This is a genomic window from Aeromonas sp. Marseille-Q5825, from assembly GCF_946892685.1.
GTDB classification, from domain to species: Bacteria; Pseudomonadota; Gammaproteobacteria; order Enterobacterales; family Aeromonadaceae; genus Aeromonas; species Aeromonas rivipollensis.
In genome coordinates this window covers 1,276,652-1,295,354 of the sequence record NZ_CAMPOU010000001.1, presented here as the reverse complement: position 1 = coordinate 1,295,354, position 18,703 = coordinate 1,276,652, and the positions used below count along the sequence as shown (strand labels likewise).

19 protein-coding genes and 1 other annotated feature are annotated in these 18,703 nt (G+C 63.1%); of the genes, 10 read left to right on the top strand and 9 right to left on the bottom strand.

Going from position 1 to position 18,703, the window contains the following annotated elements:
- Positions 1-164: 164 nt before the first annotated feature.
- Positions 165-710, bottom strand: a complete 546-nt coding sequence (gene apt / locus OC537_RS05985; RefSeq protein ID WP_042650168.1) for an adenine phosphoribosyltransferase — start codon at positions 708-710, stop codon at positions 165-167.
- A gap of 132 nt (positions 711-842) precedes the next feature.
- Entirely contained in the window at positions 843-1,220 is a 378-nt protein-coding gene (locus tag OC537_RS05980; RefSeq protein WP_163136720.1) for a YbaN family protein, read from the bottom strand.
- 177 nt (positions 1,221-1,397) lie between these two features.
- Between OC537_RS05980 and dusC the strand changes: the two genes are divergently transcribed.
- The 4 genes from dusC to OC537_RS05960 all read left to right on the top strand — a co-directional run bounded on the left by dusC (position 1,398) and on the right by OC537_RS05960 (position 4,717).
- On the top strand, positions 1,398-2,342 hold the full coding sequence (gene dusC / locus OC537_RS05975; protein ID WP_106886814.1) for a tRNA dihydrouridine(16) synthase DusC: 945 nt from the start codon (positions 1,398-1,400) through the stop codon (positions 2,340-2,342).
- A gap of 56 nt (positions 2,343-2,398) precedes the next feature.
- Positions 2,399-3,226: an AraC family transcriptional regulator gene (locus OC537_RS05970; RefSeq protein ID WP_262110267.1), complete on the top strand. Its 828-nt coding sequence runs from the start codon at positions 2,399-2,401 to the stop codon at positions 3,224-3,226.
- Between the two features lie 75 nt (positions 3,227-3,301).
- Positions 3,302-4,267, top strand: coding sequence for a DMT family transporter (locus tag OC537_RS05965; protein WP_262110265.1), 966 nt, complete (start codon positions 3,302-3,304; stop codon positions 4,265-4,267).
- 81 nt (positions 4,268-4,348) lie between these two features.
- Positions 4,349-4,717, top strand: coding sequence for a TraR/DksA family transcriptional regulator (locus tag OC537_RS05960; protein ID WP_111910584.1), 369 nt, complete (start codon positions 4,349-4,351; stop codon positions 4,715-4,717).
- 179 nt (positions 4,718-4,896) lie between these two features.
- Here OC537_RS05960 and rnd read toward each other — a convergent pair whose 3' ends face one another.
- The 7 genes from rnd to OC537_RS05925 all read right to left on the bottom strand — a co-directional run bounded on the left by rnd (position 4,897) and on the right by OC537_RS05925 (position 12,486).
- Positions 4,897-6,009: a ribonuclease D gene (gene rnd, locus OC537_RS05955; protein WP_262110263.1), complete on the bottom strand. Its 1,113-nt coding sequence runs from the start codon at positions 6,007-6,009 to the stop codon at positions 4,897-4,899.
- Between the two features lie 100 nt (positions 6,010-6,109).
- Positions 6,110-7,786, bottom strand: coding sequence for a long-chain-fatty-acid--CoA ligase FadD (gene fadD, locus OC537_RS05950; protein WP_316044147.1), 1,677 nt, complete (start codon positions 7,784-7,786; stop codon positions 6,110-6,112).
- A 196-nt stretch (positions 7,787-7,982) separates the two neighbouring features.
- On the bottom strand, positions 7,983-8,825 hold the full coding sequence (locus OC537_RS05945; RefSeq protein ID WP_262110259.1) for an alpha/beta fold hydrolase: 843 nt from the start codon (positions 8,823-8,825) through the stop codon (positions 7,983-7,985).
- On the bottom strand, positions 8,825-9,343 hold the full coding sequence (locus OC537_RS05940; RefSeq protein ID WP_139745484.1) for a Slp family lipoprotein: 519 nt from the start codon (positions 9,341-9,343) through the stop codon (positions 8,825-8,827). The genes OC537_RS05945 and OC537_RS05940 overlap by 1 nt, the downstream gene beginning before the upstream one ends.
- 67 nt (positions 9,344-9,410) lie before the next feature.
- Positions 9,411-10,112 carry a tRNA (adenosine(37)-N6)-threonylcarbamoyltransferase complex dimerization subunit type 1 TsaB gene (gene tsaB, locus OC537_RS05935; protein ID WP_171276141.1) on the bottom strand — a complete coding sequence of 234 codons (702 nt, stop codon included), beginning with the start codon at positions 10,110-10,112 and terminating at the stop codon, positions 9,411-9,413.
- A gap of 151 nt (positions 10,113-10,263) precedes the next feature.
- Positions 10,264-12,174 carry an ATP-dependent DNA helicase gene (locus OC537_RS05930; RefSeq protein WP_262110253.1) on the bottom strand — a complete coding sequence of 637 codons (1,911 nt, stop codon included), beginning with the start codon at positions 12,172-12,174 and terminating at the stop codon, positions 10,264-10,266.
- 66 nt (positions 12,175-12,240) lie between these two features.
- Entirely contained in the window at positions 12,241-12,486 is a 246-nt protein-coding gene (locus tag OC537_RS05925; RefSeq protein WP_262110251.1) for a hypothetical protein, read from the bottom strand.
- A 185-nt stretch (positions 12,487-12,671) separates the two neighbouring features.
- Positions 12,672-12,796 (top strand) — a sequence feature (His leader region).
- 28 nt (positions 12,797-12,824) lie between these two features.
- Here OC537_RS05925 and hisG point away from each other — a divergent pair.
- From hisG to hisA, 6 genes are read left to right on the top strand one after another with little or no spacing between them, the layout of a single operon-like run.
- On the top strand, positions 12,825-13,721 hold the full coding sequence (hisG, locus tag OC537_RS05920; RefSeq protein ID WP_106886822.1) for an ATP phosphoribosyltransferase: 897 nt from the start codon (positions 12,825-12,827) through the stop codon (positions 13,719-13,721).
- Positions 13,722-13,733: 12 nt separating this feature from the next.
- On the top strand, positions 13,734-15,044 hold the full coding sequence (gene hisD, locus OC537_RS05915; protein ID WP_262110248.1) for a histidinol dehydrogenase: 1,311 nt from the start codon (positions 13,734-13,736) through the stop codon (positions 15,042-15,044).
- Positions 15,041-16,141 (top strand): histidinol-phosphate transaminase, encoded by a 1,101-nt coding sequence (gene hisC / locus OC537_RS05910; protein ID WP_262110246.1) that lies wholly within the window; start codon positions 15,041-15,043, stop codon positions 16,139-16,141. Before hisD ends, hisC begins: the two co-directional genes overlap by 4 nt.
- A gap of 12 nt (positions 16,142-16,153) precedes the next feature.
- Positions 16,154-17,287, top strand: a complete 1,134-nt coding sequence (hisB, locus tag OC537_RS05905) for a bifunctional histidinol-phosphatase/imidazoleglycerol-phosphate dehydratase HisB (RefSeq protein WP_163149335.1) — start codon at positions 16,154-16,156, stop codon at positions 17,285-17,287.
- Complete coding sequence (gene hisH / locus OC537_RS05900; protein ID WP_262110242.1) at positions 17,287-17,919, top strand: imidazole glycerol phosphate synthase subunit HisH; 633 nt, start codon at positions 17,287-17,289, stop codon at positions 17,917-17,919. The genes hisB and hisH overlap by 1 nt, the downstream gene beginning before the upstream one ends.
- A gap of 5 nt (positions 17,920-17,924) precedes the next feature.
- Positions 17,925-18,659, top strand: coding sequence for a 1-(5-phosphoribosyl)-5-[(5-phosphoribosylamino)methylideneamino]imidazole-4-carboxamide isomerase (hisA, locus tag OC537_RS05895; protein WP_139745477.1), 735 nt, complete (start codon positions 17,925-17,927; stop codon positions 18,657-18,659).
- Positions 18,660-18,703: the final 44 nt, after the last annotated feature.

Below are 18,703 nucleotides of genomic sequence, written 5' to 3'. Positions count from 1 at the left end.
TGCTGGAAAACGAGGCATTGAGGCAGGATGCTAACACAAATGGAGGGCGGGCTGTATGGGCTATCGGCCGCCGTGGGAGGGATCGCTTGATTTTCAAACCGGTGCCCATTCAGGCACCGGTTCGGGGCATTGGCGGGTTGACGAGGCCCGCCTGCCAAGGGGGCTTACTCGCCCGCGAGTTCCACCAGCGAGACCACCTTGACGCCAGCGGCGGTCAGGCGGGCATCACCGCCCAGCGACGGCAGGGAGATGATGAAGGCCGCATCGGCCACTTCACCGCCGGCGCGGCGAATGAGCTTGACGGTGGCATCGACGGTGCCGCCGGTGGCCAGCAGATCGTCCACCACCAGCACCTTGTCACCGGGCACTATGGCGTCGGTATGCAGTTGCAGGGTGTCGGTGCCGTACTCGAGGGCATAGGACTCTTCGATGATGGCGCGGGGCAGCTTGCCCGGCTTGCGAACCGGCACGAAGCCCAATCCCATGGCGAAGGCCACAGGGGCGCCGAAGATGAAACCGCGGGCCTCGGTGCCGACGATCTTGGTGATCCCTTGATCACGATAATGCTCGGCCAGCAGATCTATGGTGGCCTTGAAGGCCTCGGCATTCTCGATCAGGCTGGTGATGTCGCGAAACAGTATGCCCGGCTTCGGATAGTCGGGAATGGTCTTGATGCTCGCTTCGATAAACTTCAGGGTATCCGGATTCATTATTTGACCGCTTATTTTTGAGCCCAGGCGTGGCGTCTCTTGCGCTGCCCGCCAGCGGGCAATAAAAAGGCCCGTCATGCAAAAAATGACAGGCCGACTCCATAGCATTATTGCCGCAATAGCTTAGGGATTTCACTTCTCCATTGCAACTGGCTCCAGCACCGGCAGACGCATTAACCAGGTGAGCAGGATCACCATTATGACAACCAGCAGCAGCCTCACCCAGGGCAGCGGCACCACCAGCAGCGACACCGAGAAGGAGAGCAGAATGAAGATAATGGCACGGCGCCGGGCATGGCGCCGAATGCCGCGATATTGCTGCCAGTCATGGATGGGGGGCCCAAACCAGGGGTGTGCCAGCAGCCAACGGTGAAAACGGGGTGACGAGCGGGCAAAGAGGGCCGCCGCCAGCAACATGAAGGGGGTGGTCGGCAGCAGGGGCAGGACTATCCCGACTATCCCGGTGGCGAAGGCGAGCCAGCCCAGGGCCATCAGACACCAGCGTTTCATGGGTACTCCTCTGAATGCATCTCTGCCTTTAGCCTAACAGAGTTGGCCCGGAAGCTGACAGCCTGGCCCATGCGGCGGCAGTCGATTAGGCCCATCGAGTGGGCAGACGGCTGACAACGCCGCCCATTGCCACTACAATCTGCGCTCTTTTTTCTCCCCTTGTCTTCGGAAGCAGCTATGCGCGTTATTTTGGCCCCCATGCAGGGGGTGCTGGATCACCTGATGCGGGAGGTTCTCACCTCCGTCAACGATTACGACCTCTGTGTCAGCGAGTTCATCCGGGTCGTCGATCAGCTGCTGCCCGCCAAGGTGTTCTATCGCCTCTGCCCCGAACTCAAGCAGGATGGCAAGACCCGTGCCGGCACCCCGGTGCGGGTGCAACTGCTGGGCCAGCACCCCGAATGGCTGGCAGAGAATGCGGTACGCGCCATCGAGCTCGGCTCCCCCGGGGTCGATCTCAACTTCGGCTGCCCCGCCCCCACGGTCAACAAGAGCAAGGGGGGCGCCGTGCTGCTCAAGGAGCCAGAGACCGTCTATCGCATCGTCAAGGCGGTGCGCGAAGCCGTCCCTGCCCACCTGCCGGTGAGCGCCAAGATCCGCCTGGGTTACGATGACAAGGAGCTCTATATGGACAACGCCCAGGCGGTCTTCCAGGGGGGCGCCAACGAGCTAGCCGTCCATGCCCGCACCAAGCGCGAAGGCTACAAGGCGCCGGCGCACTGGGAATACGTGGATCTCATCCGCCGCGCCCTGCCCATTCCGGTGACCGCCAATGGTGAGATCTGGGATCATAAGGATGCCCTCGCCTGCGCCAGCGTCTCCGGCTGCGACGCCCTCATGGTGGGCCGCGGCGCCATCTCCCTGCCCAATCTGGCCAACGTGATGAAAACCGGCTGTGCCCACATGAGCTGGGCCGAGGTGTTGCAACTGATGGTGAGCTACACCGAGCAGGATCTGGCGAGCGACAAGGCCGACTACTACCCCAGCCGCATCAAGCAGTGGTTCTCCTACATAGTGCGGGAATACCCCCAGGCCGATGAGCTGTTTCGCCGCATCCGCACCATCAAGACCGCAGACGAGATCCGTACAGCCCTCGAGCGCGAGTGCGCCGCACGGGCCTAGTCTTGGCCGCCGCAGCGCGGCACCCTATGATGAAGGCTCAATGACAGGAGGTCAGGATGCAGGGAGTACCGGTCACATTTACCCATCAGCACGACAGGGCCGATTTTCGCGCCCTGCCGGGGCAGCCTGCGACCGAGCTCTATCGCGCCCACATCCAGCACCACATCTTCGATCCCCATAGCCACGAGGGGTTTGGCCTCGGTGTCATCGAGTGCGGTGCCGAGCGTTTCCGCTATCGCGGCAGCCAGCTCCTGGCAGGCCCCGGCAGCCTGGTGCTGATGAACCCTGATGAGCTGCACACGGGCGAGGCGGCCTGCGAGCAGGGGTGGCGCTATCGCATGCTCTACCTGCCCGCCGATCGGCTCGAGGCCATCAGCGGCGAGCGCGGCTGGTATTTCGCCGAAGCCGTGCGAAGCGACCCCCGCACCGCCCCCGTCCTGCAGGCGGCCCTGGACGCCCTCTGGCACTGTGACAGCGAGCTCGCCGCCGACGGCCTGCTGCTGGGCGTGTGCGAGATCCTGCGCCCCCATGCCCGGGCCCTGGCGGCACCGCGCGAAGCAGCCCACCCTCTGGGGCGCGCCATCGACTATATGCAGGCCTACTTCGCCCGCCCCATTACCCTGACCGAGCTGGCGGGGGCGGTGAACCTCAGTTCCTACCACTTTCAGCGCAGCTTCAAGGCCCGCTTTCACGTCACCCCCCAGCAGATGTTGATGGCCATCCGCCTGCAGCGGGCCAAGGGGTGGCTGGCCGCCGGCCTGCCCGCCGCCGAGGTGGCCGCCGCCTGTGGTCTGGCCGATCAGTCGCACCTCAACCGCGCCTTCCTGCGCCGCTATGGCACCACCCCGGTGCGCTACCAGAAACAGGTACAGGCTGGCCGCTAAAGCGCAATCTGGTTCAATACGCCGCCCTTACCCCCCTGCTAGGCTGGCCTCCTTCTTCTTTACCGGATATGGAAAATGTTGATCGGAGTCTTGTTTGCCCTGCTGGCCGGCCTGATGTGGGGGCTCATCTTCGTCGCCCCCCTGCTGGTGGACGGCTATCCCCCCGCCCTGCTCGCCAGCGGCCGCTACCTCGCCTTCGGCCTCATAGTGCTGCCACTCGCCTGGCAGGCCCGCAAACGCCTGGCGGCCCTCTCGGTCAGTGACTGGCGCGAGGCACTCACCCTCACCCTGGTGGGGAATCTCATCTACTACTTCTGCCTGTCGGGAGCCATCTTGCGCATCGGCTCACCGCTGGCGGCCATGATCATCGGCACCCTGCCGGTGGTGACGGCCCTGGCCGCCAACCGCCTCTATGGCGCACGGGACGGCCGCCTCTCCCGCGCCCGTCTCTACCCGGCACTGCTGCTGATGGGGGTCGGCCTCTATCTGGTCAACCGTGCCGAGTTGACCTGGCAGACAGAGGCACGCACCGAGCAGCTGTTCGGGTTCGTCCTGGCGGTGGTCGCCGTGTTGTGCTGGACCTGGTATCCCCTGCGCAATGCCCGCTGGCTGCGCGAGCACCCGGACCGCAGCCCGGCTGTCTGGGCCACCGCTCAGGGGCTGGTGACCCTGCCGGTGGCACTCATTGCCTACCTCGGCAGTCTCGGTCATCTCGCCCTGAGCGCACCGGACTTTCCCCTGCCCTTAGGGCCGACGCCCCTGCGCTTCGTGCTGCTGATGGGGGTGGTGGGGCTCTTTTGCTCCTGGCTCGGCACCCTGTGCTGGAACGAGGCGAGCCAGCGCCTGCCGACCGTACTGGTGGGACCGCTCATCGTGTTCGAGACGCTGGCGGGACTGCTCTACGCCTTCATGCTACGCGGCACCATGCCTCCCATGAGTACCCTGGTCGGCGTCGTCTGCCTGGTGGTCGGGGTGCTCCATGTGATCACCGGCAAGCCGCGACACCAGCCGGAAAAACGCGTCAAAGCACGGTTAACTTGACTCATGTCATCTTGATAAGCCGCGGGTTTCCCTATACTGGCCGAGTTTTATCACTCGTCTTTGGGGGCTGTTGTGTGTGAAGTGACGCAAGCCCGGTTGGCCGAATGGCGTGAGCGCCTGCTGACCGATTGGGCGCAAACAAGAGAAGAGCTGATTGCTCAGCTCAAGGCCTGTCGTCGTGACGACTGGGCCCAAAAAGTGGGAAGCTGCGAGCGGGATCAACTGGTGGATCTGACCAGTCGCCTCGACTTGCCCAAGGTGGAGCTGAGCGTGGCACGGCTGAAACGCCTCGACGCGGCGCTCTGCCAGATGGAACTGGGTCTCTATGGCCTCTGCTCCGATTGCGAGGAGCCGCTTGCCATCGACCAGCTGGATCAGGATCCCAGCCTGCAACGCTGCCCGCGCTGCGAAACCCGTTATCGCAAGGGATTCCACGCCCACGAACTCTGATGAGGGCACCCTCAGTGCCCGCCATTTATCTGTGACTCCTCTCCCCGCTTCCTTTACCCGCCATAGGTGATCCCTGGCGCCAGGGGCGCTCATGCCTGTTCGCCCGGCTGGCCGGACTGCAACGGACACAAAAAAAGGGAAGTCATTGACTCCCCTTTTCAGTGCGGCTTCCCGACAAGTTACTGGGCCAGCAGATGCCCCACCAGCTCATGACGCCAGCCTTGCAGCAGCATGGGCTTGTCGGCGCGGGCACGCTCCTCGGCGCTCATCCGCCAGCTCCAGGTGAAGTACTGGTGGATGATCTTCTTGCTGGCCACCAGCTCAGGGGGAATGTTGCTGGCCTTGGCCTTCTCTTCCACCATGGCCTTGATGCGCTTGAGCTCGGCCTTGTACTGGGGGAAGTCCACCAGTCGGCGAATGGGCTCGGGCCAGCCTTCGGGGTCGCTCTGCTGGGCGGAGGCGACGATGTCCAGCATCCGCTTGCCGTGGATCTTGATCTCGATGGGGGCCAGCCCCAGCTCGTTGAGATCCCGCAATGAAGTGGGACGGCGCTCCGCCACCTTGAACAGGTGCAGCTCCTTGACCACGAAGTTCAGAGCCAGATCCCGGCGTACCGCCTCTTGCTGGCGCCAGGCGGCGAGCTCGCGCAGAATGGCCAGCTCGCGCCGACCCAGCTGCCAGGCGTTGATGATCTCGAGGTAGGCCTGACGGGGATCGCTGCCCTGGGTCTTGCGGGCGGAGTGGTTCTGGCACTCCTGCTCGAACCAGGCAAACTTGCCGCTCTCATGCAGCCTGGCCATCACCTTCTCGTAGAGGGGCATCAGGTAGAAGACATCCGCCGCCGCGTACTCGAGCTGGCGCGCGGTCAGGGGACGGGCCAGCCAGTCGGTGCGGGCCTGATCCTTTTCCAGCTCCACGCCGAGGAACTCCTTGACTAGGGCGCCGAAGCCGACCGAGACGCCGTAACCTAGAAATGCCGTCGCGAGCTGGGTGTCGTGCATCTGGTTGGGCAGGTGGCCCGCCTGATGCTGGATGAGCTCCAGATCTTCACCCGAGGCGTGCAGTATGGCGATCTGCCCTGCCCGGCCGAGCCGCTGCCACAGCCCCGAGAGGTCCAGGGTCAGGGGATCCAGCAGGGCGAGGCGTTCGCCGTCATAGATCTGGAACAGACCGAGCTGGGGATAGTAGGTACGGGTGCGAACGAATTCGGTATCTATGGCCAGGGGAACGTCGGCCAGGGAAGCGAGATACTGCTCCAGTTCGGCTTGCTGTGAAATGAGTTGATATTGCATCTTTGCCTGCACGTTGGTCGGGACCCAGAAAGAAAAAACCGTGGCATGACCCACGGTTTTGCATAACGACAGCGCTTGACTGCAGAGCAGTGCATGCCGGTTACTGCTTGGCAATCTCCTCGTCGCGCAGCACGCGCCTAAGGATCTTGCCCACATTGGTCTTGGGAAGTTCGTCGCGAAATTCTACCAGTTTCGGCACCTTATAGGCAGTCAGATGTTTGCGGCAGTGGGCAATTATCTCGTCCTCCGCCAGCTTTGCATCTTTCTTGACCACGAAGATTTTCACCAGCTCGCCGGAAACCGGGTTGGGCACACCGACGGCGGCCACTTCTAGCACTTTGGGATGGAGCGCCACCACGTCTTCAATCTCGTTCGGATAGACGTTGAAGCCGGAGACCAGGATCATGTCCTTCTTGCGATCGACGATCTTGAAGAAGCCCTGCTCGTCGCACACGGCGATGTCACCGGTACAGAGCCAGCCATCCTGCATCACCTCGGCGGTGGCCTCGGGACGCTGCCAGTAGCCCGTCATCACCTGGGGGCCACGCACCTGCATCTCGCCGGGGGCACCCAGCTCGGTGATCACCTGCCCCTTGTCATCCACCAGCCGGATCTCGGTGGAGCAGACCGGCAGACCGATGGAGCCGTTGTAATCCACCAGATCGTAGGGGCAGACGCTCACCAGGGGTGAACACTCGGTCAGGCCATAGCCTTCCAGCAGCGGGGTATGGGTCAGCACCTTCCACTGCTCGGCCACCGCACGCTGCACCGCCATGCCGCCGCCTATGGTGAGCTTCAGGCGGGAGAAGTCCATGCTCTGGAACTCGCCGTTGTTGACCAGGGCGTTGAACAGGGTGTTGACCCCTGTGATGCAGGTGAAGGGGTACTTCTTGATCTCTTTGACAAAGCCCGGGATGTCGCGGGGATTGCTGATGAGCAGGTTGTAGCCACCCAGGCGCATGAACAGCAGGCAGTTCACCGTCAGGGCGAAGACGTGGTAGAGCGGCAGCGCCGTGACCACGAACTCCTTGCCCAGCTCCAGCACGGGGCCATAGACACCGAGGCACTGCTCCACGTTCGCAATCATGTTGCGGTGAGTCAGCATGGCCCCCTTGGAGAGGCCCGTGGTGCCGCCTGTGTATTGCAGGAAGGCGATGTCCTGGTTGCTGATTTCGGGCTTGATGTACTGCAGGTAGCGCCCCTTGGCCAGTGCCTGGCGCATGGTGCTGGCGTGCGGGAGGTTGTATTTGGGCACCAGCTTCTTGACGTACTTGACCACGAAGTTGACCAGGGAGCCCTTGGCCAGGCCGAGGTTGTCCCCCATGCGGGTCAGGATCACGTGCTTGACCGGGGTGTCGTGCACCACTTTTTCCAGGGTATGGGCGAAGTTGGAGACGATGACGATGGCCTTGGCGCCGGAGTCTTTGAGCTGGTGCTCCAGCTCGCGCGGGGTATAGAGGGGGTTGACGTTGACCACAGTCATGCCGGCCCGCAGTATGCCGAACACGGCGATGGGGTATTGCAGCAGGTTCGGCATCATCACCGCCACCCTGTCGCCCTTGCCGAGCTTGAGCTCGTTTTGCAGGTAGGCGGCAAAGGCACGGGACTGCTCTTCCAGCCGGCGATAGGTAATGGTCTGCCCCATGTTGACGAAGGCGGGCTGGTCGGCAAACTGGGTCACCGACTCTTCAAACATCTCGACCAGGGAGCCGTATTGGTCTGGATTGATCTCGGCGGGCACCCCTTCTGGATAACGCTTCAGCCAGACTCTTTCCACGAACTTCTCCTGCATAACTAGCACCTGTGCGCTCACTGTGTTGCCTCCGTCCCTGTCACATCCATTTCAATCAGTTGTTTTAAGCTCATGCTCTAATGCCGCACATAGTTACATAAGGCAACATCGATTAACAGCAAATTAACAACGAGAAGTGTGAGGGAGAAAGCAAACCTGACATGATTCAAAGCCGGCGATCCTACCGGATCTGACAGAAGTTTTCGATATAAACGGCGGTTTTTGCCGAATTTTCCATATGGAAGTGATGATTTCCCGCCACCTGTACCATTTCAATCTGGCCAAAGGCCGGCCCCCGCTGTTGCCACTGCGTCAGCAGACTCGGGAACCCCTGCTCGCCACGGATGAAGAGCACAGGGCAGGCGATGGCCCGGATCAGCGCCTGGGCCTGGCCTTCGCTCATGCGCATGGGCGAGAGATCCCGCAGACGGGGATCGCTGCGCCAATGCAGCCGCCCATCCCGCGCCTCCAGCTGACGCTCGCAGATAAGGCGCGCCGCCGCCGGGGAGATGTCAGCCACCTTGCAGCGGGCCGCCACCGCCTCGTCGAGGGAGGCAAACCCACTGGACGCTCGCTCGCGAGTACGGCTGCGATTGAGAATGGCCCGTCGCAGCTGGGCGGGCACCTCCTCATCGGGTTGGCTGAGGGGCCCCAGCCCCTCCAGCAGGACGAGCCGCACTATCTGCTCGGGGAAGACACCGGCATAGGCGCTGGCGATCAGAGCCCCGAGAGAGTGGCCGAGCAGGGTGAAGCGCTGCCAACCTGCAGCCTGGGCAATCTGATGGAGATCGTCGAGCCAGTCGACGAAGACATAGGGGGTGGCCTTGTGATCCGAATGACCGTGCCCCGGCAGATCGACGCAGACCAGGTGGCACTCATCGAGATGGGGGGCAAGGGGCAGGAAGCTGGCGCCGTTGTCGAGCCAGCCGTGCAGGGCAATGACCAGAGGCTTGCCCTGCCGGCCGTTATCCAGCAGGGCGATGCGCCGTCCGTCGGCCAGGGTGAGGAAGCGCTCTTCCATCATCACCAGCGGGAGTAGTGGCGTCTTGGCCAGAAGGGATCATAGAAGGGGTCGTAGAAGTAGGGGTCCATGTAGCGGATCTCCACCTCCTTCACCGGCGGCCACAGCTTGCTGGCGGTGACCTTGAGCACAGAGAAACGATACTTGTGATCCCCTATCTGGCTGTCCACCGGCTTGTCCAGGGTGCCGAGCACCGTCAGGCTGCGTCCCTTGGCATAGAGCGTCGGATCCACAAAACCCTTCATGACGGCCAGAAAACGCCCCGGGCTCTGCTCCGTCTGGGTCGGCACGCCATTGGCTTTGAGCGGCAGGTAGACCACCTCGATGATGCTCTGATCCTGCTCGTTGTGCACCGCCGAGATGACGCCGCTCCAGCGCGCGGGCTTGCCCTCCATCCCCTGCAGGGCAGGTTGATAGGCCACCAACTGGCTTTCCGGCTCATAGGCCAGCTCCTTGGGTACCGAGCTGCAGCCGACTAGCAGCAGCCCTGTCAGGCCCAGCATGATCACGCGTTTCATCATTTGCCTCTCCTTGTCCGCGCCGTCCGCCTTCACTCGTTGGCGTCGCGTCGCGGCTCGCCGTTGGATGTCACTCGCGACCCGGCAGCTTTTTCCAGGTCACCTTGTCGCGCAGATAGACCGGGGTAGCCTGTTCCACAGCGACCGCCTCCCCCGCCAGCCAGGCGGCCCGAGCCAGTGGCAGCATGTCGACCGCCGCCGGGAAGCGCACCTGGCTCACCGCCAGCTCGTCGGCCAGGGCGTTGAGCGTCTCGCCATAGGTTTCAAAGCCGGTCCCGACGCAGCTCAGGCTGCCCGCCAGCTTGCCGCGCGCGTCAATCAGGGCGGCGGGATCGCTCACCACTTCCTCCCCCACCAGCTGCATGCGGCCATCACACAGCTCGTAGTGGCCAAAATAGACCTCGTTCATCCGCGCATCTATGGCGGTCAACACCCGCTCGGCGCCGTCGAGACGATGAGCCCCCTGGGCCATGGCAGCCAGGGTGGAGATGCCAATGAGCGGCACGCCGGCGCCAAAGGCGAGCCCCTGGGCCACGCTGATCCCGATGCGCACGCCGGTAAAGGAGCCCGGTCCACGCCCAAAGGCGATGGCGTCGAGCTCAGCCAACGATAGACCGGCCTCGTCTAACACAGCCTGAACCATGGGCAGGATTTTTTGGGTGTGATCCCGCGGCGCCTCTTCCCAACGGGAGAACAGCTTGTCGCCCACCAGCAGGGCGGCGGAGCAGGCTTCGGTGGCGGTATCAACGGCCAGGATCTTCAACTCGGTCATGGGTTCCAATCTCTATAAATCAGTCAATGACATAACGTGCAAGCGGGATCTGCTCACCCGTTTTCTTAACATGGTAAATCGGTCAATCGCTAGCCACCCGCCAGCATCGCAGGTCGAATGCAGAGTGCACCGGGTACGCGGCCTGTCAGGCTCAAGCGCCCCGGTCAAAGAAACTCCCCAACGACTCTAACTCCCGGGTGCGAGGGATGGCGGGCAGACTCTTGATAAAGGTGGCGCCATAGGGCTTGTTGACCATGCGCGGATCACAGATGACCAGCACGCCGTGATCACTGCGATCACGAATGAGCCGCCCCACCCCCTGTTTCAAGGCAATCACCGCCTTGGGCAGCTGGAGCTCGGCGAAGGGATCTCCCCCCTTGAGCTTGCAATCATCCACCCGCGCCTTGAGCAGCGGGTCGTCCGGGCTCGCAAAGGGCAGTTTGTCGATGATAACACAGGACAATGCCGCCCCTCGCACGTCTATCCCCTCCCAGAAACTGCTGGTGGCCACCAGCACGGCGCGCCCGTTCTCCACGAAGGTCTTGAGCAGCCGCTGCTTGTTATCCTCCCCCTGCAAGAGCACGGTGCGGCCTATCTCTCGGCGCAGCACCTCGGCCACCTGCCGCATCACCTGATGGCTGGTGCAGAGGAAAAAACACCCCCCCGGCGTCTTGTTGATAAGGGGGATCATCAGATTGGCGAGCTGTTCCCCCCGCCCGAAGGCATTGGGCTCCGGCAGGAAGCGCGGCACGCACAGCCACGCCTGTTCGGCGTAGTCAAAGGGGCTGTCTAGGATAAGCTCGGCGCTGCCCGCCAGCCCCAGCTCCGCCTTGAAGTGATCGAAACGGTTGTCCACCGTCAGGGTGGCTGAGGTAAAGATCCAGGCCACCTCGGGCTTTTGCACCTCGGCGCCAAATCGCTCGGCCACCGACAGCGGGGTGAGATTGAGGGAGAAATGCAGCCGGGAGCAGTCATACCAGTAGGAGAAACCTGTCTGGTTGACCGCCAATACCTCCCCTAGGCGGGTGCGCAGCTCGCAGACTCGCTCGAAGGCGTGATCCAGCTGTTCACCGCGCCCGAGCGCGAGTTTGAGCACCTCGTAGCAGAGCCCGATGGCGTCGTTGAGACGGGCCAGGGCCTGGCCCCAGAGCGACTGGCGCAGGATATCGCGGGTATTGCCGCGCCCCCCGTCTATCCCGAAGGCGAGGCGCAAGTCCTGGCTGGCGATGGAGAGCCTGTCCGCCGCCTTGCCAAGCTGCCCCATGTCGTGGGCCTCGGCTCTATAGGCGAGCTGGATGTCCTGTGCCAGATCCAGGATGGTGCGGCTGCCCACCGACTTGCCGAAGTAGTTGGTGGCGATCTCCGGCAACTGGTGCGCCTCGTCGAACACATAGACTTGCGATTCGGGCACCAGCTCGCCAAATCCGGTATCTTTCACCGCCATATCGGCGAAGAAGAGGTGATGATTGATCACCACCACCTGGGCATCCATGGCCCGTCGCCGAGCCACCACCAGATGGCAGTCGTCGTAATAGGGGCAGTCGCGGCCGAGGCAGTTGTCGTTGGTGCTGGTGACGTGGGCGAGGATCTCGGCGTTCTCCTGCAGCCCCGGAATGTCACCCACATCGCCGTTGTCGGTGGCGGTGGACCAGGACTTCACCTTGACCAGATCGCTGAGGATCTCGGGCTTTTGCAGGTGGGATTCGCTCAAGAGGCGGTTCATCCGCTCTATGCACAGGTAGTTGCTGCGCCCCTTGAGCAGGGCCACCGGCGGGGTGTAGGAGAGCGCGCCTGTGATGGTGGGGAGGTCCCGGTAGAAGAGCTGCTCCTGCAGGTTCTTGGAGCCAGTGCTTATCACCACCCGCTTGCCGGACTCCAGCGCCGGCACCAGATAGGCGTAAGTCTTGCCGGTGCCGGTGCCCGCCTCCACCAGCAGGCGGCCGCCGCTCTTGATGGCGCGCGCCACCGCTTCGGCCATCTCCAGTTGCGGCGCACGGGCCTTGAAGCCCTCGATGTGGCTGGCCAGAGGGCCATCTGGCTTGAACAGGGTCTGGATGGTCAAAGGAGGGTCCCGCGCAAAAGCGGCCATTATGCCAAAAGCGTGGCGAAAGCGGGACTGATAATGCGTTCAGACGAAGAGATCGATCTGATGGTCCGGATCCGGCTTGTGATCATCTTCCTGCACCTTTGGCTGATCACCCTTGGCCGGGTGATGGCCCTGCTGGTACTGCTGGGCGCCGCCGCCGTTGTCAGTGCCAATCTTGCGCAGCTGATGCTTCTGGCTGATCTGGGTCACCTCCCGCTTGATGTCGTCGGGGCTAGGGGTCGACGGCGCGCGCGGCAAGATGGGGAATAACAGGTCCTGGCTGGGCATGGTGATCACTCCTCAGGCTATCTTGATTAGTTATCGACCAGAAAACCGTTTTCTCCACTTTAATCGGACAAATCACAATTTCAGGTTGCATTTTCTGTCAAGGCAGGTAGTTTAAATCAGGCGTCAACTACGACATCTTATTTGTAAAGGATTGATTACATGAAGTTCACCCTGCTGAAGACTCATCATCACCATCATCATCCCGACTAGTCTTTCAGGAGGTTGACTGCTGGAAGACACTTAACTGGTGACTTCCAAAAGGACCGCAAGATTCATGAACCCTCGGAAGCACACACTTCCGAGGGTTTTTTCGTTTTTGACTAGAAGGAAATCGAGCAATGGAAACACAACGTCTGCGCATCGCCATGCAAAAATCCGGTCGCCTGAGCCAGGACTCCCAGGCCCTGTTCAAGAGCTGCGGCCTCAAGATCAACCTGCGCGAGCAGCGCCTTATCGCCCACGTGGAAAACATGCCCATCGACATACTGCGGGTGCGTGATGACGACATCCCGGGGCTGGTGATGGAAGGGGTGGTGGACCTTGGCATCATAGGCGAGAACGTGCTGGAAGAGGTTCAGCTCATTCGCGCCTCCCAGGATCTGCCCTATCAGGTAAAGACCCTCAAGCAGCTCGACTTCGGTGGCTGCCGCCTCTCCCTGGCGGTGCCGGAAGATGTCACCTACACAGGGCCGCAGAGTCTGGCAGGCAAGCGCATCGCCACCTCCTACCCCGGGCTGCTCAAGCGCTTCTTCGACGAGAAGGGGTTGAATTTCAAGAGCGTGATGCTGGGCGGCTCGGTGGAAGTGGCCCCCCGCGCGGGACTGGCCGATGCCATCTGCGATCTGGTCTCCACCGGCGCCACCCTGGAAGCCAACGGCCTCAAAGAGGTGGAGGTGATCTATCGCTCCAAGGCGGTGCTGGTGCAGGCTCCCAACCCCTTGAGTGAGGCCAAGCAGAAGCTCATCGACAAGCTGCTGCCCCGAATCCAGGGGATGCAGCAGGCCCGCGAGAGCAAGTACATCATGCTGCACGCGCCTAAAGACAAGCTCGATGCCATCACGGATCTGCTGCCGGGCGCCGAGCGCCCCACCATCATGCAGCTGGCCGGTGATACCAATCAGGTGGCCCTGCACGTGGTATCCAGCGAGACCCTGTTCTGGGAGACCATGGAGCAGCTCAAGGCCCTCGGCGCCAGCTCCATCCTGGTGCTGCCCATCGAAAAGATGATGGAATAAGGAAGGGATATCATGCAGACCCTGATCTGGAAGACCCTCTCCCCCGCCCAACAGGCCGACGTGCTGACCCGGCCGGCGCTCAATGACGAGGCGGACATAGGTGCCGTGGTCAAGGAGATCATCGGCGCCGTGCGCAGCCGTGGCGACGACGCCCTGCGGGAACTCGGCCTGCGCTTCGAGCGCGCCCCCCGCGAACAGCTGCGCGTCAACGAGGACGAAATCGAGGCCGCCTGCGCGCGGCTGGATGACGGCATCAAGGGTGCCATCGAAGCGGCCATCGCCAACATTCGCACCTTCCACGCCGCGCAAGCGCAACCCGTGGTGCGGGTGGAGACCCAGCCCGGGGTGGTGTGCGAGCTGCGCACCCAGCCCATCAGCCGGGTCGGCCTCTATGTGCCGGGGGGCAGCGCGCCGCTCCCCTCCACCGTGATGATGCTGGCCATTCCGGCAGGCATCGCCGGTTGCCGCGAGGTGGTGCTCTGCACCCCGTCGCCCGCCAGCGACGAGATACTGTTTGCCGCCCGCGCCTGTGGCGTCGAGAAGGTGTTCGCCATCGGCGGCGCCCAGGCCATCGCCGCCATGGCCTACGGCACCCAGAGCATTCCCAAGGTGGACAAGATCTTCGGCCCGGGCAACGCCTACGTGACCGAAGCCAAGGGGCAGGTCTCCCGTGACTGGCGCGGCGCCGCCATCGACATGCCCGCTGGCCCCTCCGAGGTGCTGGTGATTGCCGACGAGAGCGCCAATCCTGCCTTCGTGGCGGCGGATCTGCTCTCCCAGGCCGAGCACGGCCCCGACAGCCAGGTGGTGCTGGTGACCACATCGCCGCTCCTGGCCGACGCCATTGCAGGCGAGATCAAGGGCCAGCTGGCCCAGCTCAGCCGCCGCGACATCGCCGCCCAGGCGCTCGGCAGCAGCCTGGTGATCCTCTGCGACAATCTGGACGAGGCCTGCGCCATCTCCAACGCCTATGCGCCGGAGCATTTGATAGTGCAGACCCAAGCCCCCCGCGATCTGCTGGACAGACTCGAGAACGCCGGCTCCATCTTCTTGGGATCCTGGACGCCTGAGTCGGTCGGCGATTACGCCAGCGGCACCAACCACACCCTGCCTACCTACGGCTATGCCCGCACCTGCTCCAGCCTCGGGCTCGCGGATTACCAGCGCCGCTACACGGTGCAGGAGCTGAGTATCGAGGGGATCCAGGGTCTTGGCCCCATAGTCCAGCGCATCGCCGATGCGGAAGGGCTGGATGCCCATAAAAACGCCGTCACCCTCAGATTGAACGCACTTTCAAGCCAGCAGCAGAAGGATTTGTCATGAGCATCGCCAATCTGGCTCGCCGCGTGGTGCGGGCCCTCACCCCCTATCAATCCGCCCGTCGCATCGGTGGTCAGGGTCATGTCTGGCTCAATGCCAACGAGGCGCCGCTGGCCTACCCCTTCACCATCGAGGGCAACCGCCTCAATCGCTACCCCGAGTGCCAGCCGGCCGAGGTGGTCAACGGCTACGCCGCCTACGCCGGGGTCAATCCGGATCAGGTGCTGGTGAGCCGCGGCGCCGACGAAGCCATAGAGCTCCTGATCCGCACCTTCTGCGAGACGGGGGAAGATCAGATCCTCATCTGCCCCCCCACCTACGGCATGTACGCCATCAGCGCCGAGACCTGCGGCGTCGGCATCGTCGAGCAGCCGCTCACCGCCAGCCGTCAGCCGGACTGGCCCGCCATCGCGGATCGCCTCTCCGATGTGAAGCTGGTGTTCCTCTGCTCCCCCAACAACCCCACCGGGGATCTGGTGGGCCGCAAGGGACTCATCGCCTTGCTGGAGAAGGCCCGGGAGCGCGCCATCGTGGTGGTGGACGAGGCCTACATCGAGTTCTGCCCGGAAGGCTCAGTGGTGGATCTGTTGGACCAATACCCCAATCTGGTGGTGACTCGCACCCTCTCCAAGGCCTTTGCCCTGGCGGGGATCCGCTGCGGCTTTACCTTGGGCAATCCCGAGGTGATCGCCATGCTGGCCAAGGTGATAGCCCCCTACCCCATCCCCGAGCCCATCGCCCAGATTGCAGCCCAGGCCCTCTCCCCCATGGGGCTGGCGTTGATGCAGGAGCGGGTGCAGGAGCTCAACAAGCAGAAGGCCCTCATCAAGGCCGAGCTGCTTCGGCTTGGCTGCGTGAAAGAGGTGTTCGAGGACAAGGGCAACTTCGTGCTGGTGCGCTTCACCGATGGCGCCGCCGTCTTTGCCGCCATGAAGGCCGCCGGCATCATCTTGCGTGATTTTTCCAGCAAGCCGGGCCTGGACAACAGCATCCGCATCACCATCGGCTATCAGGGGGAGATGGACGCCGTCCTCACCGTGCTGCGTGATCTATCGAACAGCACCCCCTCAGCCAGCAACCCGTCTGCCGCCAGCGTATAAGGAAGTAGCCAGATGAAGACCCCGTTTTTGTTTATCGACCGTGACGGCACCTTGATAGAAGAGCCGGTGACCGACAAGCAGGTGGACAGCCTCGCCAAGCTGCGCTTCGAGCCCATGGTGATCCCGGTGCTGCGCGAGCTGCAGGCCGCCGGATACGTGCTGGTGATGGTGACCAACCAGGATGGGCTGGGCACTGCCAGCCTGCCACTGGAAAACTTCCAGCCCCCTCAGGATTTGATGATGCACATCTTTGAATCCCAAGGGGTAATCTGGGAGCAGGTGCTGATCTGCCCCCACTTCCCCACCGACGGTTGCAGCTGCCGCAAGCCGAACCTCGGGTTGGTGAAGGAGTACCTCGCCTCGGGTCGTATCGACTTTGCCAACTCCTTCGTGATTGGCGACAGACAGACAGATCTGCAACTTGCCGAGAACATGGGCATCCGCGGCATTCGCTACCAGCCGCAGGATCACGACTGGCTTGCCATCCGTGATCAGCTGCTCTCCAAGGGGCGTGTGGCCGAGGTGGAGCGCTACACCAAGGAGACCCGCATCCAGGTGGCGGTGGACTTGGACAAGAGCGGCGGCAACCAGATTGCCACCGGCATCGGCTTCTTCGATCACATGCTGGATCAGATAGCCACCCACGCCGGGTTCCGCCTCAAGCTGAAAGTCAGCGGCGATCTGCACATCGACGATCACCACACGGTGGAAGATGTGGGGCTGGCCCTGGGTCAGGCCCTGCGCCAGGCCCTTGGCAACAAGCGCGGCATAGGTCGCTTCGGCTTCGTGCTGGCGATGGACGAGGTGCAGGCGGTGATCGATGGCCGCCCGCGCCATACCACCGATACCCCCTCCCTCACCGAGCTGGACGTGGCCACGGCGCTGGATTTGAGCGGCCGCCCCTACTTCGTGTTCGACTGCCCGAGCGGCTTTGGCCGCGACAGCGTGGGCGAGATGGCCACCGAGATGGTGCCCCACTTCTTCCGCTCCCTCTCGGACGCCATGGCCATCACCCTGCAGATGAAGGTCGGCAGCGGCAACACCCACCACCAGGTGGAGGCGCTGTTCAAGGGCTTTGGCCGCGCCCTGCGCCAGGCCATCCGGGTGGAAGGGAGCGAACTCCCCTCCAGCAAGGGGGTGCTGTGATGGGTTTGAGTAAGCAAAACCTCGTCATCATCGATACGGGCTGTGCGAACCTCGCCTCGGTGCGCATGGCGTTCGAGCGCCTCGGCGTAAAACCGCAGGTCTCCTGCCAGGCCGCCGACATCGAGCAGGCAGACAAGCTGATCCTGCCCGGGGTGGGCACAGCAGTGGCCGCCATGCGCAACCTCAACGAACGGGGACTGGTGCCCCTTATTCGCGCCGCCAAGCAGCCCCTGCTGGGCTTTTGCCTCGGCATGCAGATGCTGGCACAGGCCTCCGAGGAGACCATGAGTGGCAGTGACGGATCGGATGAGGGCTTGATCGAGGGCCTCGGCATAGTGCCAGGCAGGATCCGGCTGATGGAGGTGGGCAATCTGCGCCTGCCCCACATGGGCTGGAACCAGATTGAGCACGATGAGACCCACCCCCTGCTCAAGGGGATCCGAAGCGGCAGCTACTTCTACTTCGTCCACTCCTACGCCCTGGAGGTGACAGAGGCGACCCTCGCTACCTGCGACTATGGCCATCCCTTCACCGCCATCGTCGGCCGTGACAACTTCTTCGGCGCCCAATTCCACCCGGAGCGCTCAGGCAGTGCCGGTGCCCGTTTACTGCAAAACTTTCTGGAGCTGTAACAAGGATGATCATTCCCGCAATTGACCTCATCAATGGCCAGGTAGTCCGACTCTATCAGGGGGACTACGGCCAGAAGACCGCATACAGCAGCAGCCCTCAGGCCCGCTTCGACGACTATGTTGCCCAGGGGGCGGAGCAGCTGCACCTGGTGGATCTGGACGGCGCCAAGGATGCCAAGGCGCGCCAGCTTGCCCTCATCACCGAGCTGCTCGCCGTGACCCAGGCGCCGGTACAGGTGGGCGGCGGGGTGCGCAGCGAGCAGGACGTGGCAGACCTGCTGGCCGCCGGCGCCAACCGGGTAGTGGTCGGCTCCACCGCCGTCAAGTCCCCGGATCTGGTGGCTAGCTGGATGGCAAAATACGGCCCCGAGCGCATAGTGCTGGCGCTGGACGTCAATATCGATGCCCAGGGCAATCGCCAGATTGCGGTGGCAGGCTGGCAGGAGAACAGCGGCGTGAGCCTTGAGGCGCTGATCGAACGCTTCCTTCCCGCCGGGCTCAAGCACGTGCTCTGCACCGACATCAGCCGGGACGGGACGCTTTCTGGCAGCAACGTCGAGCTCTACCGGGATCTCTGCGCCCGTTACCCCAGCGTGGCGTTTCAGGCCTCAGGCGGTATCGGCGGCCTGGCCGACATAGAGGCGCTCAAGGACACAGGCGTCAGGGGGGTCATCCTCGGCCGCGCCCTGCTGGAGGGCAAGTTCGACGTGAAGCAGGCCATCGCCTGCTGGGATGAATGACCACGGGATCACCCGGTGATCCCTAAGGTGCCTGTCCGGCCATC

Excerpts from the sequence above, each read along its gene's own strand:
- OC537_RS05970 (WP_262110267.1), top strand. The coding sequence starts at position 2,399 with ATGCAGGGAGTACCGGTCACATTTACCCATCAGCACGACAGGGCCGAT.
- OC537_RS05940 (WP_139745484.1), bottom strand. The coding sequence starts at position 9,343 with ATGATGAAACGCGTGATCATGCTGGGCCTGACAGGGCTGCTGCTAGTC.
- apt (WP_042650168.1), bottom strand. The coding sequence starts at position 710 with ATGAATCCGGATACCCTGAAGTTTATCGAAGCGAGCATCAAGACCATT.
- dusC (WP_106886814.1), top strand. The coding sequence starts at position 1,398 with ATGCGCGTTATTTTGGCCCCCATGCAGGGGGTGCTGGATCACCTGATG.
- hisH (WP_262110242.1), top strand. The coding sequence starts at position 17,287 with ATGGGTTTGAGTAAGCAAAACCTCGTCATCATCGATACGGGCTGTGCG.
- tsaB (WP_171276141.1), bottom strand. The coding sequence starts at position 10,112 with ATGACCGAGTTGAAGATCCTGGCCGTTGATACCGCCACCGAAGCCTGC.
- OC537_RS05980 (WP_163136720.1), bottom strand. The coding sequence starts at position 1,220 with ATGAAACGCTGGTGTCTGATGGCCCTGGGCTGGCTCGCCTTCGCCACC.
- hisB (WP_163149335.1), top strand. The coding sequence starts at position 16,154 with ATGAAGACCCCGTTTTTGTTTATCGACCGTGACGGCACCTTGATAGAA.
- hisC (WP_262110246.1), top strand. The coding sequence starts at position 15,041 with ATGAGCATCGCCAATCTGGCTCGCCGCGTGGTGCGGGCCCTCACCCCC.
- rnd (WP_262110263.1), bottom strand. The coding sequence starts at position 6,009 with ATGCAATATCAACTCATTTCACAGCAAGCCGAACTGGAGCAGTATCTC.
- hisG (WP_106886822.1), top strand. The coding sequence starts at position 12,825 with ATGGAAACACAACGTCTGCGCATCGCCATGCAAAAATCCGGTCGCCTG.
- OC537_RS05945 (WP_262110259.1), bottom strand. The coding sequence starts at position 8,825 with ATGATGGAAGAGCGCTTCCTCACCCTGGCCGACGGACGGCGCATCGCC.
- hisD (WP_262110248.1), top strand. The coding sequence starts at position 13,734 with ATGCAGACCCTGATCTGGAAGACCCTCTCCCCCGCCCAACAGGCCGAC.
- OC537_RS05925 (WP_262110251.1), bottom strand. The coding sequence starts at position 12,486 with ATGCCCAGCCAGGACCTGTTATTCCCCATCTTGCCGCGCGCGCCGTCG.
- OC537_RS05965 (WP_262110265.1), top strand. The coding sequence starts at position 3,302 with ATGTTGATCGGAGTCTTGTTTGCCCTGCTGGCCGGCCTGATGTGGGGG.
- hisA (WP_139745477.1), top strand. The coding sequence starts at position 17,925 with ATGATCATTCCCGCAATTGACCTCATCAATGGCCAGGTAGTCCGACTC.